Origin of the sequence: Plesiomonas sp. (genome assembly GCF_051650925.1) — a bacterium.
In the GTDB taxonomy this organism is placed as follows: Bacteria; Pseudomonadota; Gammaproteobacteria; order Enterobacterales; family CAMTGL01; genus Plesiomonas.
Genome location: NZ_JBOFRH010000392.1, coordinates 1 through 19,950 on the forward strand (window position 1 = coordinate 1; position 19,950 = coordinate 19,950).

Below are 19,950 nucleotides of genomic sequence, written 5' to 3' on the forward strand. Positions count from 1 at the left end.
AGCAAAGCCTTAAAAGCACTTGTTTGGGGGATACACAGCAGTACCGGTAAAGCATTGTGCCAAATGCATCATAATGATGCTGAAATTGCCGATACTGCATACCCTCTCCCGCCATTAACTACGCCACAAACATGAGCCCCCTTTTTTCTCGACCAGATCCAACCGAGACTCGTGTGCTTGTACTTCATCGGCAGATGCACGGATAACCTTTAGTGCCAATTCTGCAGAGATGGTACGTTGTTTCTCTCCGCCAAACTCCGCATTAGCCCCTTCTGTTTCAGCAGAAAATGCGAGCGATGTTTGCCCGCCGGTCATCAGCAAATAGACATCGGCCAAAATCTCGGCATCGAGCAATGCCCCGTGCAGCGTACGGTGACTGTTATCTATGCCGTAGCGATCACACAATGCATCAAGGTTATTTCGCTTACCGGGAAATATTTTTCGCGCCATCACCAGCGTATCGGTGATCCGGCAGAAAGTGTCGGTTTTGCTGATCCCACGTTTTAGCAGACCAAACTCATAATCCATAAAGCCGATATCAAACGGTGCGTTATGAATCACCAGCTCAGCACCGCGAATAAAATTCAGAAAATCATCCGCAACCGCCGCAAACATCGGTTTATCATGCAAAAAAGCATCAGTAATACCGTGAACTGCAATCGCTTCAGGATCAACCAAGCGATCGGGTTTGATATACGCGTGAAAATGCCGCCCCGTTAAACGGCGGTTCACAATCTCTACCGCACCAATTTCAATAATCTTGTGCCCTTCATAGTGCACACCTAGCTTATTCATACCGGTGGTTTCGGTATCTAGTACAACAATTCGGTTCAAATCTGTGCTCATAGCCGTATTTATGTCAGACTTCTGGTTTATGGAAATAATAACCATTCGGCACGTTGCCGCGTGATCATAATGAGTCTACCCATCATGCAAGAGAGACAAAAACAGGTAGCACTGTTTACCGATGGATCATGTCTGGGCAACCCCGGCCCAGGCGGTTACGGTATTGTACTGCGTTACCGTCAGCACGAAAAATATGTGAATGCCGGATACCGGCTCACCACCAACAACCGTATGGAGCTGCTGGCCGCAATTGTTGGGCTTGAGATGCTCACCGAGCCGTGTCAGGTATCAGTGACCACTGACAGTCAGTACGTCCGACAGGGGATCACCAGTTGGATCCATAACTGGAAAAAACGTGGTTGGAAAACCGCCGATAAAAAGCCGGTAAAAAATGCCGATCTCTGGCAGCGCCTTGATAAAGCCGCCGCAATACATCAAGTTGAGTGGCTGTGGGTAAAAGGCCATGCCGGACACCGTGAAAACGAAATCTGCGATCAGCTAGCCCGTGAAGCGGCTGAAAACCCTACCCTTGATGATACTCAGTATCAGCCGGAGAAGTGATATTCTGGCACGCTCCCACTGGATAGATCACCCGTGAAGGCGCAACATTACGGGTTGATCCGTTCAGCATCAGCGGGATCGTTCGCTTACGGGCCACAATCAACTGCAATCCACTGAGCGCCGGTAAATGCCCGTTGCAAAAATCACTGAAACCGCCCGTTCCGGTACGCCACGGAAACGGCATAAATGCCTCAATATGAATTACCTCATAATTGAGCAAATACAACCAATCGGTGATCCGAAACGGGGCAAACATCCGGCATTGATAAGGAAACCGCTGCCGTAATCGGGGCAAACAGTGCCCAATTCCCAGTAAACTGAGCGGGTTACAGTCAATCATGATCAGATAGCCATCATCTATCAATACCCGATCGACTTCCCGCAACAACGCATGCGGATCACTGGCATAATCGAGCGTAAAAGCCAGCAGTGCGGCATCAAACGTTTTTTGCAAAAACGGTAAACAATCCACCTCAGCCATCACATTAAGGTGCGGCGCTTCCGGTGCCAATGCAACCTGATGCGATAATTGTGCCGCAGAGGTATCCAGATCAGCACTAAGCGTTCCGAGTTTCAACAAATGTTGCCCGAAAATCTTACCCCACCAGGGCGCAAGCTGCGTAGAAATTAACTGCCGGTAACGCTCGCCCTGCAAGATCATCGACCAGCTCAGAGGCGGTAATATCACACGAGATGTACGAACAGGACGTATCACTCTATTATCCTCTCTTATGCTTACCCACGGTAAAACATTACCGCAGGAAATATCAGGAGAACATACCATGTTAATCAGCATACCCGCGTTGCAGGATAATTACATCTGGCTGTTTTGCGCCGATAACAAGAATGCGATTATCGTTGATCCCGCGGTAGCAGAGCCGGTCATTGAAACGCTGACCACCCAGCATCTCAACCTGCAGGCCATTTTTCTTACGCACCATCACCATGATCATACCGGTGGAGTCGCGGCACTCACAGCACGTTACCCTGATGCCAAAATCTATGGTCCGCAAGAGACACAAAGCAAAGGGGCAAAAACATTGGTGCATGATGGCGATACAATTTCACTGCCCACCGTTTTACTGCCCGCTATGTTGCCACCTACCACCGATCCACAGCCCAAAACAGATCTGCTGTGGCAAGTGATAGGGACTCCCGGCCACACACTCGGCCATGTTTGTTATTACAATGCCCAACACGGCATTTTATTCAGCGGTGATACCCTCTTTTCAATCGGCTGCGGTCGGCTATTTGAAGGCACAGCAGAGCAGATGTATCACTCATTACAGACACTCCGTGCACTTCCACCGAGCACCTTACTCTGTTGCGCACATGAATATACCCAAGCCAATTTACGTTTTGCTTGTGCAATCGAACCCGAAAATCTGGCATTACAAGATTACCAAAAACAGGTGGAACAGAAGCGATTGGCACAGCAACCCAGCCTGCCGGTCAGCTTAAAAATAGAAAAAGAATTAAACCCTTTTTTACGTTGTGATGATGAAAAACTGAGATCTGCGCTGCAAAAAAATGGGGAAATAGGCGAAAATAGTCTACTTTTTGCACAGTTACGTGCGCAAAAAGACCTGTTTTAACCGATAAGGTTGTCAGCCTAGGATTAGACAAGTATTATTGCACATCTTTTAATCAACAACCGACCGAGATAACATGAAGATACGAGCACTGATCCTCGTCTCTGTGTTGCTGGCCGGCTGTCAGGCGCCGCATGCGTCGACGCCGTATCCGAACACGAAGACCTCGTCAGTTCGTGAAGCTGATACTCGCCAGCCCACTGACTCATCGTCGCGATGGGCTGATGCAGGCCTAGCACAACAACAGGGTGTGTGGGACTACATCGGCAACGAACTGAAACTACCGGTACCAAATAACGAACGGATCCGCAGTCAAAAATCACGTTATTTGCGTAATAAGAGTCATCTCCAACGTGTGACCGAGCGTTCAGAACCTTACCTTTACTGGATTGTAGAGGAGGTGAAAAAACGCAACATGCCGATTGAAATCGCATTGTTACCCATGGTGGAGAGTGCTTTTGATCCAAACGCAACCTCAAGCGCAAATGCTGCCGGTTTATGGCAGATTACACCAGCAACTGGCCGTAACTACGGGCTGGATCAAAACTGGTGGTATGACGGCCGTCGTGATATCGGGGCATCAACCCGCGCCGCGCTTGATTTGCTACAACGTCTGAACAAAATGTTCGATGGTGACTGGACCATGACCCTCGCGGCATACAATGCCGGTGAAGGGCGTATCCTCAAAGCCATTAAAGCCAATAAAGCGCGCAATAAGAAAACCGATTACTGGTCACTCGATTTACCGCGTGAAACCGCGCTGTATGTGCCAAAAGTGCTAGCACTGAGCGACATTATCCGCAATGCCGACAAATATGCGCTTAAATTACCGCATATTGATAAATCGAGTGCACTGGCTCGGGTCAACGTTGGCCAGCAGTTTGATATGAACTCAGCAGCGCAAGTGGCAGGCATGTCAGTTGATGAACTGCAAGCATTAAACCCGGCCTATACCACCCGTGCAACCGCACCTACTGGCCCGCACTACTTAATGCTGCCGAAAAAGAAGGCCAAGCAGTTTAAAAAAGCGATACAAGACAGCGAAGATATCTCGCTGACAGCAGTACGGCACAAAGTGCAGTCAGGTGAGAGTATTGATATTTTAGCGCGTCGCTACGGCGTTTCAGCACTTGATATTAAACAACTCAATGACCTAAACGGTGCGGGAATCCGACGCGGTCAGTATGTTTTACTGCCGATTACTCGCAGTACATACGTAGCAAAAACCTCTGCCAGTGCTCAGCGTGATACCTTTGCCTCGACCAAAACACCGAGTTCAAAGAGCGCAACATCGCAACCTTATACGGTACGAAGCGGTGATACGCTATCCACGATAGCCAGCCGTTATAAAATGAATACCCGTGAACTGGCCAAGCTCAATAATATAAGCACCAGTGGCCGTTTAAAGGCAGGACAAAAGCTCAAAGTTAATGCAAGTACCGGAAAATCCGTTGAATCAACCAGCCTTGCTCGCTCATATAAAGCGAAAAAGGGTGATTCACTCTACAGCATTGCCCAAAGACATGGCGTTGATGTTGATGATTTACTGCGCTGGAACGATATGAGCCGTAAAAGCGTGCTAAAACCGGGTACCGTGCTGAAAGTGAATAATGCCAAGAGCTGACATTGTCATAGCCTCTGAATATCACCGTGCTTATCAGTAGATGAAACGTTAATTCAGAGGCTTGGCACAAGCAAATCAGCAACCGCAACCTAAAAGCTAAATGTCACTTCCAGCGGATTATGATCAGAGGCATCAGTTGACATGACTGATGCCTTTTCTACTTTCAGGCCGCGATAAAAGACATGATCGAGCGGATATCCAAACGCTTTTTTACGCTGCCCTTGCGGGAACAGCACCTCATCTAGCCCCATCTGTTTGGCCAAAGCGCGCAGCAGAGCCAAGCGGGTTACACTCCAACTGTTAAAATCACCCGCCAAAATCACCGGCCCACGGTGCAACGCAATTTGTGATAACACCTGATGCAACTGTTGCCGATACGCCTGTACACCCACCGTAAAGTTTACTGCATGCACATTCACCACCATCAGCGATTGCCCCGTAGCAAGCGCATACACACTCACTAATGCAGATTTAGGCAACTTAAGCCACGGCTCACGTTCGCGCAGCGGGCAATAATATTCGGCATTCACTGCCGAAAGTGTCATCACACCCGCCATCTGGTCACGAATAGAGAATGCTGCCACCTGAGCCACCGCAGGATAACGTTGCGTGGCATACTGCAGTAATTCCGGAGTCGCCTGCGCCTCTTGCAGCAATACCAGTTGCGCACCGTTTGTATAATCAGACAGTGCCGTTAACCAGTCATTACGCTGTTGCTTATAAATATTCCATACCAGCACTTTGAGCCTGTTGCCACTCAATACCGAGGTCTGATCAGCCTCATAGCCACAAGACTGTTGGATAACGGCTGAAGACGCTGACTGGTATTGCAGAACCACACTGTCATCTGGAATATCAAACGGCCATTGCCACGCACCCAGCGCCACCAGCGAAGCGGTTGTACCAAACAGTAAACGTTTTTTACCTTTCATGCTGTCTGTCAATGACTCCTCTTGGGTCAAACCGCTGCGCAGAGCAAACGCTCATTACGTCAACTTACACGCGCAAACGACTGTGCGCGACAAGCCAATAAAGTAACAAATATCACAGTAACAACCTAACCTGCGCAGGAAAATCATGCAAATTTCTGATTATATTGCGTACAAAAATCTGCACACCTCACATAACTAAAACAGCAAGTAATAATCTGCTGGTATTTATCAGGCAAACTTAATATGTACTTTTTGTCACGGCAATCGGCTTTTTTATTTAAAGGGATGCGAGCATGGCTACGCCACCTAACTGGCGCATCTGGCGCAAGATCCAGCGCTGGCGTTGCAGCACATAGCCCGAGGGCGCTTGAACCTTATACCGAATTGGATTGGGTAATACCGCGGCTAACAGTGCCGCCTCGGTCGCCGTCAGGCGGCTGGCCGGTTTATGAAAATAGTGCCTAGCCGCAGCCTCAACACCAAAAATGCCCTGACCAAACTCAATACTGTTGAGGTATACCGTCAGAATACGGTCTTTACTCCAGAACAGCTCAATCAGCACAGTGACACCCGCCTCAAACCCTTTACGCAACCATGAACGGTCTCCCCACAAAAACACATTTTTAGCCGTTTGCTGAGAGATAGTAGAGCCGCCACGAACCCGTCGGCTGTGCTCATTATGCTTAAGAGCCTGCTTGATAGCCTGAAAATCAAAACCAAAACTATCGGGGAAGCGCTGATCTTCTGCGGCAATCACCGCCAACTTCATTTGCGGTGAGATAGCATCACTAGAGACCCACCAATGGGTGATCGGGTATGCTTCTGCACCCTCTATTCGTGCGGAGATCACCCGTTCGATAATCACACTCGGTAGCGCCACCGGCAGCACACTGTACAACATCACGGATGACAACAAGACAGAAAATACCGCCGCTATTATACGCACAGCAGCCCGCCTCCCGCGCTGCCAGCAGGTTCTCGGGGCTCTTTTTTGTTCTGACATCAGCGCTGTATTCACTGTCTGATTAATGATTGATAGTCTGTTACAGATGATCGGCAATTTACTGCCACAGGCCACAGCCTGTAATTTATTATCATGACGTTGTATCAAAAGCTGTATAAATACACGGCGATAACTGCATGACTATATCAGTCTATTTTTATAATCAGCACACGCTCTATTAAGTGCATTGCTTCAATGCACTTTTGTCGACAATATTCAATTTTACTGGGCAGGCCACGGCATGACTGGCACAGCTGTTACCGCATTTTTAGGTGAACCTTCCACCACCCGATCCGAATAGGTTAAATAGATCAGCGTATTGCGTTTAGGATCATAAAAACGAACCACTTGCAGCTTTTTAAACACCAGTGATGTGCGTTTTTGGAATACCGACTGGCCATCACCCTTACCTTGTTTAATTTTATCAGACAAGACAATCGGGCCAACTTGTCGGCAGGCAATAGAGGCATCCGCGGTATCTTCGGCTAACCCTAGTCCCCCTTTAATACCCCCCGTTTTTGCTCGGCTAAGATAACAGGTTACACCGGCCACATCAGGATCATCAAAAGCATCAACTACAATTTTATGATCTGGGCCTAAAAACTTAAACACCGTATCTACTGAACCAATCTCTTCAGCATTAGCCACCGCACTGCCGCACAATAACAAGAGTAAAACCCAACGGTAATATTTTGTAGCCATTCTTCTCTCCTTCCTTTTATGCTTAATCACCTAAAATAAAACGCCACGATAGCATGCCAACTATCAGCAACATTAAGGTGAGAAATTCTCGGATTTATCACAAAAATAGGATATTAAATGCGTGATACACAACACAAACATATGAAAATAAATGAGTATTTTGTGTTTTACTACCCTGCAATTAATACAAATTATCCTGTAATTAATACAAAATAGTGTACAACGGCTTTGGGTTTACATTGGTTTTTATTTCTGGGGCTGTAATATAGGCCAAAGATCCGTACTTGATGCAATATAATGAGTAAGTACATTTATCAGCAGAACACGGATACCTTGAAGTTACTTAATCATAGCGTATAAAGCAGAGCAGAGTTGAGGAGCGCTTAATGGCCCAAGAGGCGATAGTTCGGGAGTTATTATACTGGATTGAAACTAATCTTAGTAAGTCACTCTCTATCGACGATATTGCAAATCGTGCCGGCTACTCCAAATGGCATCTTCAACGTATGTTTAAAGATATCACCGGCCATGCGATGGGTGCGTATTTACGTGCCAGACGGTTAACCCGTTCGGCACACGATTTACGCTCAACCAACCGCTCAATTTTAGATATCGCCCTGCACTACTGTTTTGACTCACAGCAAACCTTTACCCGTGCATTTAAAAGCCAGTTTGGGCGAACACCAGCACAATATCGCCGCCTTGAAGAGTGGGATTGCAGCGGTTTACAACCCCCGCTGTTAAATGTGCACAATAAAACGCTTCCTGTTCCGGAGTTTGTAGAGCTTCCTGCGTTAGCCCTGCAAGGCAGCACAGTTACCTATTCGGTCTCTTACCGGCGCGATGGCACACTAAAACCGCGTGCATTGCTTCAGCATTGGCAGCGTTTTCGCAGTAAATTCACCGAAGAGATCCCGCCAAACTTTTTTGCACTGATCTCAGGAAAACAAACTAAAAGTAATGATGATGAACAAGAGCTGTACTGCACCTGTGCGGTAGAGTCAGAGTTTGCGCCAGAAGATGCCAAATTCACTCAACATGAATTCCCTGCCGGTAAATACGCAAAATTCACCTATTACGGCTCGTTTCGCAATTTAACCGAGTTTATTGTGCACCTGTATTGTGATGTTGTTCCTTTGTACAAGCTAACCCGCCGTGGCGGTTATGATGTCGAACAATTCCCGACTGTACGTGAAGATCATCTGGGTTTTGGTATTATTCGCTGTGATTACTACATTCCGATTAAAGAGATCCCAGAGGCTGAGGTCATCACTCACGGCGCGCAGCATTATGACATCGTCGAAAAACTGATCACTCTGCGCCAGCAGCTCTCTGATGGGATCTCATAATCTATACCCAATTTAGCCCTGAGCGAGAACAGAGCAAGCTGTTTTAGTTCTCGCCCCTTCCACTATGACCGCCTGTTTTTTTACTTCGGCAGATCTCTTAATACAACTATGACACGGAAAATATGTCCGGTGGAATAACAGGCTGCAGTGCTGGCCATTATTTCAGCAACTGACTTTCCAGCCACTGCTTCACTTGGGGTTGCGCGGCTTTTAAGCTGTTTGAACCCCGGGTGATAGTGGCAATTCCCGCCCCCAATTCAGATTTAATTTCGCGCTGGCTTAATGATCCGCGCAACAACTCCTGCACTATCCGCACCCTTGTTCCGAGCGCATCACGCTCATCGAGTGTCAGTAGCAGTTGTAGGATCTCGGTTTCACATCCATCGGTAAAAGCCTGACGCAACAGTTGCATAAAACCTTGCCAGTCTTGCTCTGATTGGCTGCTGGCCAAAGCCTGATTTTGTAGGGTATTGGGCGTTATACTCGGCACTTATTGATTCTCTCTTATCAACCCGTGTTGATCTTCACTCACACCACCTCACGGATATTGACCGATGAGGTGGTATGGGTGATACCGTTAACCAATGCACAGATGCAGCATTAGTAACGCTGACTTAACTCTGCAGCGGTCAGCACGGGCAGCTGATTTTTCATCTGATAGCGATAGAATACATCATATGCCAGCACATTTTTAACGTAACCTCGGGTCTCGTTAAACGGAATGCTTTCAATGAAAGCCAGCGCATCAAGTTGACCATTGGCATTATTCAGCCAGCGGTTCACGCGCGAAGGGCCAGCATTGTAGGCCGCCGTAGCCAAAATACGGTTACGCCCAAACTGCTGGTAAACCTCTTCAAGATAGGCCGTACCAAGTTGAATATTCGTTTGAGGCTGGAACAGTTGGCTCTCTTGTTGCAACGGAATACTGTTTTTCTTGGCCGTATGTTGTGCAGTTTTCGGCATCAATTGCATTAATCCGCGCGCACCAACCGGTGATTGCGCTTCCGGATTCCACGCACTCTCCTGACGGGCTATCGCCATTGCATAGCTTGGAGTGATAGTTTTTGTACGGGTAGCCTGTGTAAACAGGTTCGGATACGCCATCGGGAAACGCTCATCAATATGATCCCACAGTTTAGCGCGGATCGTTCCCTGCACACTCAGATCACTCCAGCCCTGCCGACGTGCATACGCGGTTAATACCGCCTGCGTACCAGCCGGATAGTGCCCAATTAAGCTACTCCATTCACTGCGGGCAATGTTGTGTAGATCCCAGTGTAGCAGTTCACGGATACGAATAATTTCAGGCCAATGGCTGACATCTTGTGTACTCACTTGCCGTGAATCATTTTTCACTTTGTAAGGCTGTTGCAACTGCTGGGCTGCAACCATTGGGTAAAAACCACGCCGTTCCGTCAGGCGTTTGAGGTCGGCCTGCGCTTGCTGCTTTTTACCTTGCTGTTGCAGTACACGGGCATGCCAGTACAACCACTCATCTTTCTCTTTATCAGCCGCCGGTAGACGGGCTATCCAGCGGCCTGTATCAGTCAGGTCATTGCGTGACAACGCCAACCGAATGCGTCGTTCAACCAATGCCGTACTCTGGCTGCGCTGCACTATTCCATCGCGCCAGCGGATCTGTTCGGCATCGGTAGCATCCATCATGCGAATAGCGACTGCGCTCTCCATCTCGCCGACTTGAACATGGCTCATCGCTTGGGCTTTGGCCAGCGGCGCAATCAGAGCACGGGCATTATCCAGATCACTGCGCACCAGCCGGTTAAAGGCTATTAGAGTGGCCTGACGCGCTATCGGGCTAGCACCGTGGGTCTGGGCAAAGCTCAGTACTTGCGAGGGGTTGGCCTGTAACTCAAGCAATCCGTCAGCCATCGAACGGTATGTTTGCGGTAACTGGGCGGCCAAATGCGCCAGCAGGCTGTCATTTCCCGCTTTCATTGCCAGCAGCATGCGATCAAGTACATTCAGTGGGGTAAACGCGCTGCTGCTTTGCCATACATTGAGCAGTGGATCACAGGCATCTGGCAGTGATTTACCGGTTAGCCACACTTTTTTTGCCCCCTCCCATGCCTGCTGACGTTTACCGATAGCATAGTTGGCATAGTAAAAACGGCACTGACCGGCTACTGATGAGGGTGCTTGTGGCATCAGTGTCAGCAGGGTCTTCCAATCTTCACGGCGGGTTAATTCAGGGCTAAAACGCTCAGGTAGCCCCTTGGCCAGTGGCATAGTCTGGTAACGCTCAATAAAGCTGCGCGCTTGTGCAGCCGTCAGTTGGCTCATATCCCGAGTCAATAAACGGTATTCAATGTAGGGATACAGCGGGTAATTTTTTAGGGCCGGCAAAAGCTGGGCCGCCACATCAGGCTGGTTACTGTCGAGTGCAGCTTTGGCCTGTTGGTAAGTCTGGCGCTCACCCGCCGTTGGTGCGGCCTGAACAAGCATACTGGTGCTGCTGACGCCGATAATACAAAAATTTAATATCCACTGGCGCAATGCCATGTTGTAACTCCTTATGAAACGCACTTCCCTGCGTTGTATTGCTTGAGGCTCTGCTGTTTTGGCTATTTTTAGCTTGTCGTTGTGGCGATGGTTATGGCAGTGGTTATACCGCACCGAAACGTTTACCACACAGTGTATACATTGCAGCCACCCTTGTGTAAGGCCATCACCTTATATTTTCTATAAGGGATAGCATAGCCTTGTCATCACAGTGATAAATTAGCAATAAATGTGAAGCCGGTTTCTGACTCAGGAAAGGGTTACACTTGGCTACAAGGAACGGCTACAATAGATTTTTATTGGTCAATCAATAGGGTCGATAAAGCGTTATGGCTCAATATGTTTATTCAATGCACCGCGTCGGCAAAGTAGTACCGCCGAAGCGTCATATCCTAAAAAATATCTCTCTGAGTTTTTTCCCCGGCGCCAAAATTGGTGTTCTGGGTCTGAACGGTGCAGGTAAATCAACACTGCTGCGTATTATGGCTGGGGTTGATACCGATATTGAGGGCGAAGCTCGCCCACAACCGGGGCTGAAAATCGGCTATCTGCCACAAGAACCCAAACTCAATACCGAAAGTACCGTTCGTGAAGCGGTTGAAGAGGCGGTTGCTGAGGTTAAAAGCGCATTAACCCGCTTGGATGAAGTGTACGCTCTGTACGCTGATCCTGAGGCTGATTTTGATAAGTTAGCCAAAGAGCAGGGTGAACTCGAAGCGATTATCCAGACTTATGATGGCCATAATCTGGATAATCAGCTTGAGCGTGCCGCTGATGCACTACGCCTACCGGCGTGGGATGCGAAAATTGCCAATTTGTCGGGTGGTGAGCGCCGCCGTGTGGCGATTTGCCGTCTGTTGCTGGAAAAGCCAGACATGCTGCTGCTCGACGAACCAACCAACCATTTGGATGCCGAATCGGTTGCATGGCTTGAGCGCTTCTTGCACGATTATGAAGGCACTGTGGTTGCCATTACGCACGACCGTTACTTCCTCGATAATGTCGCCGGCTGGATCTTAGAACTTGACCGCGGCGAAGGTATTCCGTGGGAAGGAAACTACTCTTCTTGGCTGGAGCAAAAAGATCAGCGTCTGGCACAAGAGGCCTCTTCTGAAGCGGCGCGCCGTAAGTCTATCGAGAAAGAGCTTGAGTGGGTACGCCAGAATCCGAAAGGTCGTCAAGCCAAGAGCAAGGCACGTATGGCGCGCTTTGAAGAGCTTAACAACACCGATTACCAAAAGCGTAACGAGACCAATGAGCTGTTCATTCCGCCTGGTCCGCGCTTGGGTGATAAAGTGGTGGATGTGGCCAATCTGGTCAAATCCTACGGTGATCGCACGCTGATTAATGACTTGTCATTTAGTCTGCCAAAAGGGGCGATTGTCGGGATCATCGGCCCGAACGGTGCGGGTAAATCTACCCTGTTCCGTATGATGTCAGGCCAAGAGCAACCAGATTCCGGCGCAATTGTGCTGGGTGATACAGTGAAACTGGCCTCTGTCGATCAGTTCCGTGATGCGATGGATGACAAGAAAACCGTGTTTGAGGAAGTGGCCAACGGGCAGGATATTCTGCGCATTGGTAACTTTGAGATCCCAAGCCGTGCCTATATTGGCCGCTTTAACTTTAAAGGTTCGGATCAGCAAAAGCGGGTGGGTGAGCTATCAGGTGGTGAGCGTGGCCGTTTGCATTTGGCCAAGCTGCTGCAAACTGGCGGCAACTTATTACTGCTCGATGAACCGACTAACGACCTTGACGTTGAAACCCTGCGCGCACTGGAAAACGCCCTGCTGGAGTTCCCAGGCTGTGCCATGGTTATCTCGCACGACCGCTGGTTCTTAGACCGTATCGCCACCCACATTCTGGATTATCAGGATGAAGGCAAAGTTGAGTTCTTTGAAGGTAACTTCACCGAATACGAAGAGTGGAAGAAAAAAACCTACGGTGCTGATGCTATTCAACCACATCGGGCTAAATATACCCGTATGGTGAAATAAGCCGCCGGTTTTGTGCTGATAGCGGTGTACATCGTTATCACAGCGGTATTACCGCTGAATCATTCCCATTAAATCAAAAGGCCTGAGAAATCAGGCCTTTTTCTTTGCTGCTGCGATTTACCACAATGGCTGGCTACTGCTTTTTTCCCGCAAAATGCTTATAACGCAAACCTACCAATTAGTTATTATTTATGCCTATTTTTTCTACAACAAACGATTGATCACGCAACCTGTTGTAGTAAACTTACCAACATAAAGGTGACCAATATCACACAAGATTACGGCGACTTTCAGTCGTTACCCCAGCGCCAAGGAGGCATGTCATGTTTATTTATCCACCGACTGTGTACAGTACCAACCGTGCCGACAAGCCTGCATTTGCGGCTTATCAGTCAGTACAACGCCGTTTTTTTGCGTTATTCACACGTAAATAACGGTTCGTCATACTGATTTATACAACTGGCACACTGAATGCAGACGGTGTTAATTAACTACATTCAGAATCATCATGAGGTGTGCCATGTTTTTATTCCCACCAACACAATATGTTACCAACCCGATTGATAAGCCTTCTGTAACACACTGGTATAGCCGTTTTTTTTCCCGCAAAAAATAACACGACGCCTGACTCTTCGCTAAAAATAGCGGTGGGCTCAAAAACCCGTTTGGTTAACCGTGTAATTAAAGATCAATAAACGCTTCGAGCGCATCAGAGAGCTTTTTCACACCGAACACCTGCATTCCCGCCGGAGGCTGTTTTGGCATATTGGCATGTGGAACGATGGCGCGCTTAAAGCCGTGTTTTGCCGCTTCGGTAATACGCTCTTGGCCACTGGGCACAGGGCGAATTTCACCGGCCAACCCCACTTCACCAAACACCACCACATCACGTGGTAATGGTCTGTCGCGCAGGCTCGATACCATCGCTAGCACCAGCGCCAAATCTGCACTGGTTTCGGTGACTTTTACCCCGCCGACCACATTCACAAAGACATCTTGATCGGCCATCTGCAAGCCACCATGCCGATGCAGTACCGCCAGTAACAGCGATAAGCGGTTTTGATCCAAGCCCACCGCCACACGACGCGGATTCCCCAGCATCGAATGATCGACTAATGCCTGAATTTCGACCAGCAGTGGTCGCGTGCCCTCCCACACCACCATCACCGAACTGCCCGGCGCTTCCTCTTCACCGCGGCTTAAAAAAATCGCCGACGGATTACTGACCTCTCGCATACCCTGCTCAGTCATTGCAAACACACCCAGTTCATTGACCGCACCAAAACGGTTTTTATGGCTGCGTAGCATCCGAAAACGGGAGTCTGTATCGCCATCAAGCAACACTGAGCAGTCAATGCAGTGCTCCAGCACTTTCGGGCCAGCCAGTGATCCATCTTTGGTCACATGGCCGACCATAATAATCGCAACTTGCGTGGTTTTGGCAAAGCGGGTCAGGTAAGCGGCCGTTTCTCGCACCTGTGCCACACTGCCGGGTGCCGATTGAATATCGGCCATATGCATCACCTGAATTGAGTCGATCACCATGATTTGCGGCTTTTCCTGCTCGGCAATCAGGCAAATTTGCTCAACACTGGTCTCTGACAACATTTTCAGTTTGTCGGTCGGCAAGCCAAGGCGATAGGCGCGCATTGCAACCTGCTGCAATGACTCTTCCCCTGTCACATACAAAGCTTTCATCTGCTCGGCTAAACGGCACATGACCTGTAACAGCAGGGTACTTTTACCTGCACCGGGGCTTCCGCCAATCAAAATGGCACTGCCAGGCACAACGCCGCCACCGAGTACCCGATCAAACTCCTTAAAACTGGAGGAGAAACGTGGCAACTCTTGTAAACTGATCTCAGCCAGTGTCTGGACTTTATGGTTACCGGCATGTCCGGCATAACCACTGGTACGGTCGGTGCGCGCAACACTGGCTGCTGCAAGGCGCACTTCAGTAATAGTATTCCATGCCTGACAGGCACTGCACTGCCCCTGCCAGCGCGGGTAATCAGACCCGCACTCATTGCACACAAAGGCGCGTTTCACAGCTTTAGCCACTGGGGTGCTCTCCTGCAAAGGCAATTAAGACGAAAAATCAGGCTTTAAATCAGGCCGAAAATCATAGTCTTATCGCAAATTTAATACGAAAATTGGGCGGTATCATCATGTTGTTATACGGTATGCCGATAACCTTGTTGTTATCTTCTGTTTCTGTCGTCTGGCTGTTCACTGTTTTTTGTTCAATGCTCTCAGCACAGGCCACTCTATTTTAAGCGCAGCGAAAGACCTATGCACACCACTTTACCGGATGAGTTTTCCCAGATCTTGCAGCAACTGATCCCGCTTGGAATGAATATCGAGCTCGATCCACTGCTGAAAAAACTGTTGCCACAAAGCAGTGCTAATGATCGTTTACAGATCAAAATGGCCCATCGCCAGTTGCACAGCCCTTGTCATCGCCCGATTGATTTACGCAATCGGGTTGATGGGCGCTGCTACGAGCACCAGATCAACGGTATTACTCACTGGCTTGATGATGTTGCACTGAACATCTTCCAGCAACAAGTTGCGCTTTTTCGGAACGTCTACACACAAGGTGTTTACGATGCGGTGATGCAGGCTGATAACAACTACCGCATCATGCATCAGCAAGCGTCACTCGAAAAAGCAGAGCAAAAGGCCGGAGACAACCCAACACCGCCGGCAAAAAAAGAGACGCCACCTGATGTCACGGTAGCCCGTTTTGGCTATCAGTTTATGCGCAATGAAGCGCGCCTGCACTATCACTGTCAGGTGGTCGTCACCTGTCGCGAAACACAGCAAATCGCACACGGCATTACCATTGACATTTCACTGGCGGGCCTGTGTATTCGGGTACCCCATGCACTGACCTTTAAACTGGGTCAGGAGTTTATCATTCAGTTTGGCTCTCTGAGTGAAAAGCTCGATCAGCCAACGCTTGAACGTGGGCTGAACTATCTGCTGGTCGGTATCGAACGTCAGGAGCAGCGCCAGTTATTGCGTCTGCACATCAGTCGGCCTGATCCGGCACTGAACCGTCTGATGGGCGCACTGGCACGCAGCGGCAGCAAAAAAGTGCGCTTGAATGTTGATGGTCTGCTGACACAGTTACATCTGCGCGGGCTGGAACAATCTTACCTAAATGCCACCGCAACACTGCCGCTACTGATCAGTCAGCAGGGTACGCTGTATGCGTTGCACTCGCAAAATAACCGCGAGAGCTACCAGTACTGGCATGATGAAAACTACCAACCAGTACTCGGGCAGTTTTTTACGCCTGAGCGTCTACAACGAATCTGTCCACCGGGAGTCTCTTGCGTCAAAGCTCTGCTGTACAGTTTTATCCACCGGCAAGGCGGGCGTACCTATTTTTACTGTGCGATGAATACCGAACTGACACACGCTGACCAACGCGAGCTGTTCTGGCATGTGGGGGCGCATCGCCCTAGCTTTCGGGTACAGCGGCTGATTATCCGCCAACTGAGCGCCGATGATTTTAGCCCGCACCCTGAACAGCAAGCGCTGATCACAGAGCATCAACTTAATGATTTGCGTTATCTGGTGCTGTTGCAGGATCTGAGCAGCCATCAGGTACAGGCTGATTATCAGCAAACCCCACAGCCTAACTTACCGCTGAACCAGCTGAATGTATTTTGTCTGCCCCGCGCCCACAGCCCGACTTTTGAAGTGAACATGTCGCAAGAGCAGCGCCGACGCGCCCCGCGCTATCGTTACCAAACTGAGGTGCATGTTACCAGCCCAGATCAGCGTACCATTATTGGCTATACCGTTGATTTTTCAGCCGTTGGTTTACGTATTGTGCTTGGGCAGCCGCTAAATATAAAACGAAATCAGGTGCTATTGTTGCACTTTCCGGCATGGCAAGTTCTTGATAAACAGATCCCCCTGCACACCCTGCCGTATCGGGTTCTATATATCAATGCCGAGCAAGATCAACTGGTGCTCACGGCCATTGAGCCGCATGCCGAACACACCGGCGTGCAGTTTATCCAACGGCTTATCTCTGCCAATCTGCATATTTTACAGGAGGATGCAGAGCAACAGACCTTGCCGGAGATCATCGATATTTTCCGCCAGATCACCGTTCCGCATTTGGCCAGCATACCGATTTTTGTGGTGCAAGACGGGCACAACTACCGGCCGACCGCTGTCGGTATGACTCCGGCAACCTACAACTTAAACCGCCGACTCGGACAGGGGCAGGCCAATACTCTGCTGTTGACTCTACTCGAAGAGTACTGGTCACAATTAGTCACCCGCCCGCTCAACGAGCCATTCCGCCCGTATCCTGCCGAGCACAAAATTTATCTGTCACTGCACCAAGAGAAGTGGCAATACCAACTACAGGATAAAAAGCTCGATACAGAATTTGAGGATAAAAATGCCCTGATAGCGTTTATCCGGAAAGCAATGCAACAGGGGGAGTTTATTGCACTGCGTTTTCAGCTAACCCGTTATAAACGCAATACATTGCACCCCAACTTACTGCGCGATTTCGAGCAACTTATCAGGGCCAATCTCAATCAGGCAAAAATGCTCGAACAAGAATTATTGGCCCTGACCGCCATGATAGAGCTGACCGACTGCACCGAGGAGGTTCTACTGCGGCTCGAATCGGAACAGCGCCGGATAGCCATCGAAACCTTAACCGAAACGCTATAAGCTGCGCCCGATACTGGCCGATAAAATGCACAGCACCCCCAGCAAATCAGCATGGCGGATCACCACCTGAGCCTGTGCCTGTACGGTCGGCTTGGCATGAAATGCAATGCCCAATCCGGCCGCATGCAGCATTTTCAGATCATTAGCCCCATCACCAATACCGACCGTATTGGTCAGGGGGATCTGATACTGATCGGCCAGTTGGCGCAGCACCACAGCTTTACGCTCGGCATCTACAATCTCGCCTTCAACATCACCGGTTAGCAGATTGTCGCAGATACCCAGCACGTTAGCTTCAACATGACACAACCCCAACAGACGCTGTAGATGTTCGGCAAAATAGGTAAAGCCCCCCGAAGCTATCGCCACCTGCCAGCCACAGGTTTGTAACTGCTGTACCAGTGCCGTCAGCCCCGGCATCAGCGGCAAATCTGCCAAGACCTGATCCAGAATCTGACTGTCAGCGCCCTGCAATGTCGCCACCCGCTGACGCAGACTCTGGGCAAAATCAAGCTCACCACGCATTGCACGCTCAGTAACCTCAGCCACTTGCGGGCCAGTTCCGGCAAGTGTGGCTATCTCATCAATGCACTCAATCTGGATAGCGGTGGAATCCATATCCATCACCAATAAACCCGGAGAGCGTAGTGATGGCAACGCACTCAATGCGGCAGTATCCCACCCGAGTTTATCGGCAATATCTGCAGCAGACACTGAGTATTGACCAGCAAATTGCACCACTTGATAATCAGCCACATGCCATGCACCTTGCACAACTAACGGCATATCCAGTAGGCCCTGATAATGCACCAACGCGGCTTTATCTAAATTTTTACCATACAGCAGCCATCCGCCCTCTCCCAAGGTATAATCAAGCGGAATGGCCTCATGACCTTGCAGTAATAAAGGTAAACATGACCACTCAGAGAGACGTGAAGGTAATCGGGTAAAATCATTATCCTTAAGATTCATTCTAACGCTTCCTGCTCACGGTGAATTGCTGGTGTAAATTATCCTATTGAAAGGCATGCTGGCAACTGACAACCCCACAGAAAATAAACAGAAAAGAGACAAACAAGAGACAGGCAATAAACAAAAGGGATAACACCGAGCATCAGGAAAAATCATCAGGTCAACATACACTATCGCTGTCAGAGCATAAAAACTGATCTTCCCCTGATTCAGGGGCTATTTTTGGTGCCGTGCGCGCTGCAACTGAGTTAATGGTAATGCCCATAATAAAGCTGATTAAATACCACCTGCGCACCTTGCTCATCGCGGCGGTGTGCCTGTCTATTTTTCTTTCCCTGCTACAAGCGGCCAGTATATTTGGCTTAAACGCACAAGCCGCGCGCTCGGATCAGGTCGATCAGCTCGCCCGTACACTGACGCGGCAGGTGGCTGTCGGGTTATTTCCATTACTAAAAATGGATGATGCCTCAGATCAGATTGCACAACAGCTCGATAAGCTGACGCAGGAGGCACGGATCTTAGATGCCAGTGTATACCGGATGGACGGTGCGCTACTCGCACACTCAGGGGATAATGCCAGTGTCAGAGACAGACTGGGGCTTGATGGTTCACAGCGGCGTGCCATGCTAAACCGTCAGATGGTAGAGATTATTGCGGAAAACAATACCCCACTCGGATTTCTGCGCCTAACCCTTGATACGCACGTGCAATCAACCGATGATCAGCTGATCGACAATACCACCGGCATGATCCGTTTAATGCTGCTCAGCGCACTGGTGATCGGTATTGCGATAACGCATGCACTGCTCAAAGACCGCACCTTGATCAATAGCAGCTTGATTAATGGCGGCTTGCTCAAAGATAGTTACCTGATAACAGGCCGAGCACACTCTCGTCAGCAAAGTGCTGCATCAGGGATTAATCCGCACACTTCTACACCAAGTACACCGCAAAACACGCTCTCTGGCAGTCACGACACGACTGTAGCAGAGAGTGACCTAAGTAACGCACATGCCAAGCTGAAACAGCGCCGTCGCCGCCGAATGCCCAACCGAAAAACACACTACCGCCGTTAAGCACGAACAAAAGAAAAAGCGATGAATACTCATCGCTTTTTGTCTTTCAGCGTTATTGTTTAGCCTCTA

The 19,950-nt window shown here is 49.2% G+C and carries 16 protein-coding genes; 7 read left to right on the forward strand and 9 right to left on the reverse strand.

All coding sequences use genetic code 11. The annotated features are described in order from the left end of the window. Positions 1-114 precede the first annotated feature (114 nt). The gene (dnaQ, locus tag ACRC27_RS08925) at positions 115-846 is read right to left on the reverse strand and encodes a DNA polymerase III subunit epsilon (protein WP_438630441.1); all 732 of its coding nucleotides are present in this window, start codon (positions 844-846) and stop codon (positions 115-117) included. 69 nt (positions 847-915) lie between these two features. Between dnaQ and rnhA the strand changes: the two genes are divergently transcribed. Next, positions 916-1,407, forward strand: a complete 492-nt coding sequence (gene rnhA / locus ACRC27_RS08930) for a ribonuclease HI (RefSeq protein WP_438622407.1) — start codon at positions 916-918, stop codon at positions 1,405-1,407. Here rnhA and ACRC27_RS08935 read toward each other — a convergent pair. After that, a complete protein-coding gene (locus ACRC27_RS08935; RefSeq protein WP_438630439.1) occupies positions 1,370-2,122 on the reverse strand; it encodes a methyltransferase domain-containing protein in 753 nt (250 codons plus the stop codon). The genes rnhA and ACRC27_RS08935 overlap by 38 nt on opposite strands. 67 nt (positions 2,123-2,189) lie before the next feature. On the opposite strand from ACRC27_RS08935, the gene gloB reads away from it, so the two are divergent. Together gloB and ACRC27_RS08945 are read left to right on the forward strand one after the other, a co-directional pair. Next, positions 2,190-3,002 carry a hydroxyacylglutathione hydrolase gene (gene gloB / locus ACRC27_RS08940; RefSeq protein WP_438639721.1) on the forward strand — a complete coding sequence of 271 codons (813 nt, stop codon included), beginning with the start codon at positions 2,190-2,192 and terminating at the stop codon, positions 3,000-3,002. A 73-nt stretch (positions 3,003-3,075) separates the two neighbouring features. Continuing rightward, positions 3,076-4,623 carry a LysM peptidoglycan-binding domain-containing protein gene (locus ACRC27_RS08945; protein WP_438639722.1) on the forward strand — a complete coding sequence of 516 codons (1,548 nt, stop codon included), beginning with the start codon at positions 3,076-3,078 and terminating at the stop codon, positions 4,621-4,623. An 89-nt stretch (positions 4,624-4,712) separates the two neighbouring features. On the opposite strand, the gene ACRC27_RS08950 is transcribed toward ACRC27_RS08945, so the two are convergent. The 3 genes from ACRC27_RS08950 to creA all read right to left on the reverse strand — a co-directional run bounded on the left by ACRC27_RS08950 (position 4,713) and on the right by creA (position 7,260). Continuing rightward, positions 4,713-5,555, reverse strand: a complete 843-nt coding sequence (locus ACRC27_RS08950) for an endonuclease/exonuclease/phosphatase family protein (protein WP_438622411.1) — start codon at positions 5,553-5,555, stop codon at positions 4,713-4,715. 277 nt (positions 5,556-5,832) lie between these two features. Then, positions 5,833-6,558 carry a monofunctional biosynthetic peptidoglycan transglycosylase gene (gene mtgA, locus ACRC27_RS08955; protein ID WP_438630435.1) on the reverse strand — a complete coding sequence of 242 codons (726 nt, stop codon included), beginning with the start codon at positions 6,556-6,558 and terminating at the stop codon, positions 5,833-5,835. A 222-nt stretch (positions 6,559-6,780) separates the two neighbouring features. After that, positions 6,781-7,260, reverse strand: a complete 480-nt coding sequence (gene creA, locus ACRC27_RS08960) for a protein CreA (RefSeq protein ID WP_438622412.1) — start codon at positions 7,258-7,260, stop codon at positions 6,781-6,783. A 386-nt stretch (positions 7,261-7,646) separates the two neighbouring features. Here creA and ACRC27_RS08965 point away from each other — a divergent pair, with 386 nt between their 5' ends. Beyond that, the gene (locus ACRC27_RS08965) at positions 7,647-8,609 is read left to right on the forward strand and encodes a helix-turn-helix domain-containing protein (protein ID WP_438622413.1); all 963 of its coding nucleotides are present in this window, start codon (positions 7,647-7,649) and stop codon (positions 8,607-8,609) included. A 157-nt stretch (positions 8,610-8,766) separates the two neighbouring features. Here the strand turns inward: ACRC27_RS08965 and trpR are convergent, their stop codons facing one another. Further along, positions 8,767-9,090, reverse strand: coding sequence for a trp operon repressor (gene trpR / locus ACRC27_RS08970; RefSeq protein WP_438629458.1), 324 nt, complete (start codon positions 9,088-9,090; stop codon positions 8,767-8,769). Between the two features lie 119 nt (positions 9,091-9,209). After that, positions 9,210-11,123 (reverse strand): murein transglycosylase, encoded by a 1,914-nt coding sequence (sltY, locus tag ACRC27_RS08975; protein ID WP_438629456.1) that lies wholly within the window; start codon positions 11,121-11,123, stop codon positions 9,210-9,212. A gap of 335 nt (positions 11,124-11,458) precedes the next feature. Here sltY and ettA point away from each other — a divergent pair, with 335 nt between their 5' ends. Next, positions 11,459-13,126, forward strand: a complete 1,668-nt coding sequence (gene ettA, locus ACRC27_RS08980) for an energy-dependent translational throttle protein EttA (RefSeq protein ID WP_438622414.1) — start codon at positions 11,459-11,461, stop codon at positions 13,124-13,126. A 681-nt stretch (positions 13,127-13,807) separates the two neighbouring features. Here ettA and radA read toward each other — a convergent pair. Continuing rightward, positions 13,808-15,187: a DNA repair protein RadA gene (gene radA / locus ACRC27_RS08985; protein ID WP_438622415.1), complete on the reverse strand. Its 1,380-nt coding sequence runs from the start codon at positions 15,185-15,187 to the stop codon at positions 13,808-13,810. A gap of 231 nt (positions 15,188-15,418) precedes the next feature. Between radA and ACRC27_RS08990 the strand changes: the two genes are divergently transcribed. Next, entirely contained in the window at positions 15,419-17,833 is a 2,415-nt protein-coding gene (locus ACRC27_RS08990; protein WP_438639723.1) for a PilZ domain-containing protein, read from the forward strand. Here ACRC27_RS08990 and serB read toward each other — a convergent pair. Then, entirely contained in the window at positions 17,828-18,805 is a 978-nt protein-coding gene (gene serB, locus ACRC27_RS08995) for a phosphoserine phosphatase (RefSeq protein ID WP_438639724.1), read from the reverse strand. The genes ACRC27_RS08990 and serB overlap by 6 nt on opposite strands. Before the next feature lie 257 nt (positions 18,806-19,062). Between serB and ACRC27_RS09000 the strand changes: the two genes are divergently transcribed. Further along, the gene (locus tag ACRC27_RS09000) at positions 19,063-19,881 is read left to right on the forward strand and encodes an AhpA/YtjB family protein (protein ID WP_438622418.1); all 819 of its coding nucleotides are present in this window, start codon (positions 19,063-19,065) and stop codon (positions 19,879-19,881) included. Positions 19,882-19,950 lie beyond the last annotated feature (69 nt).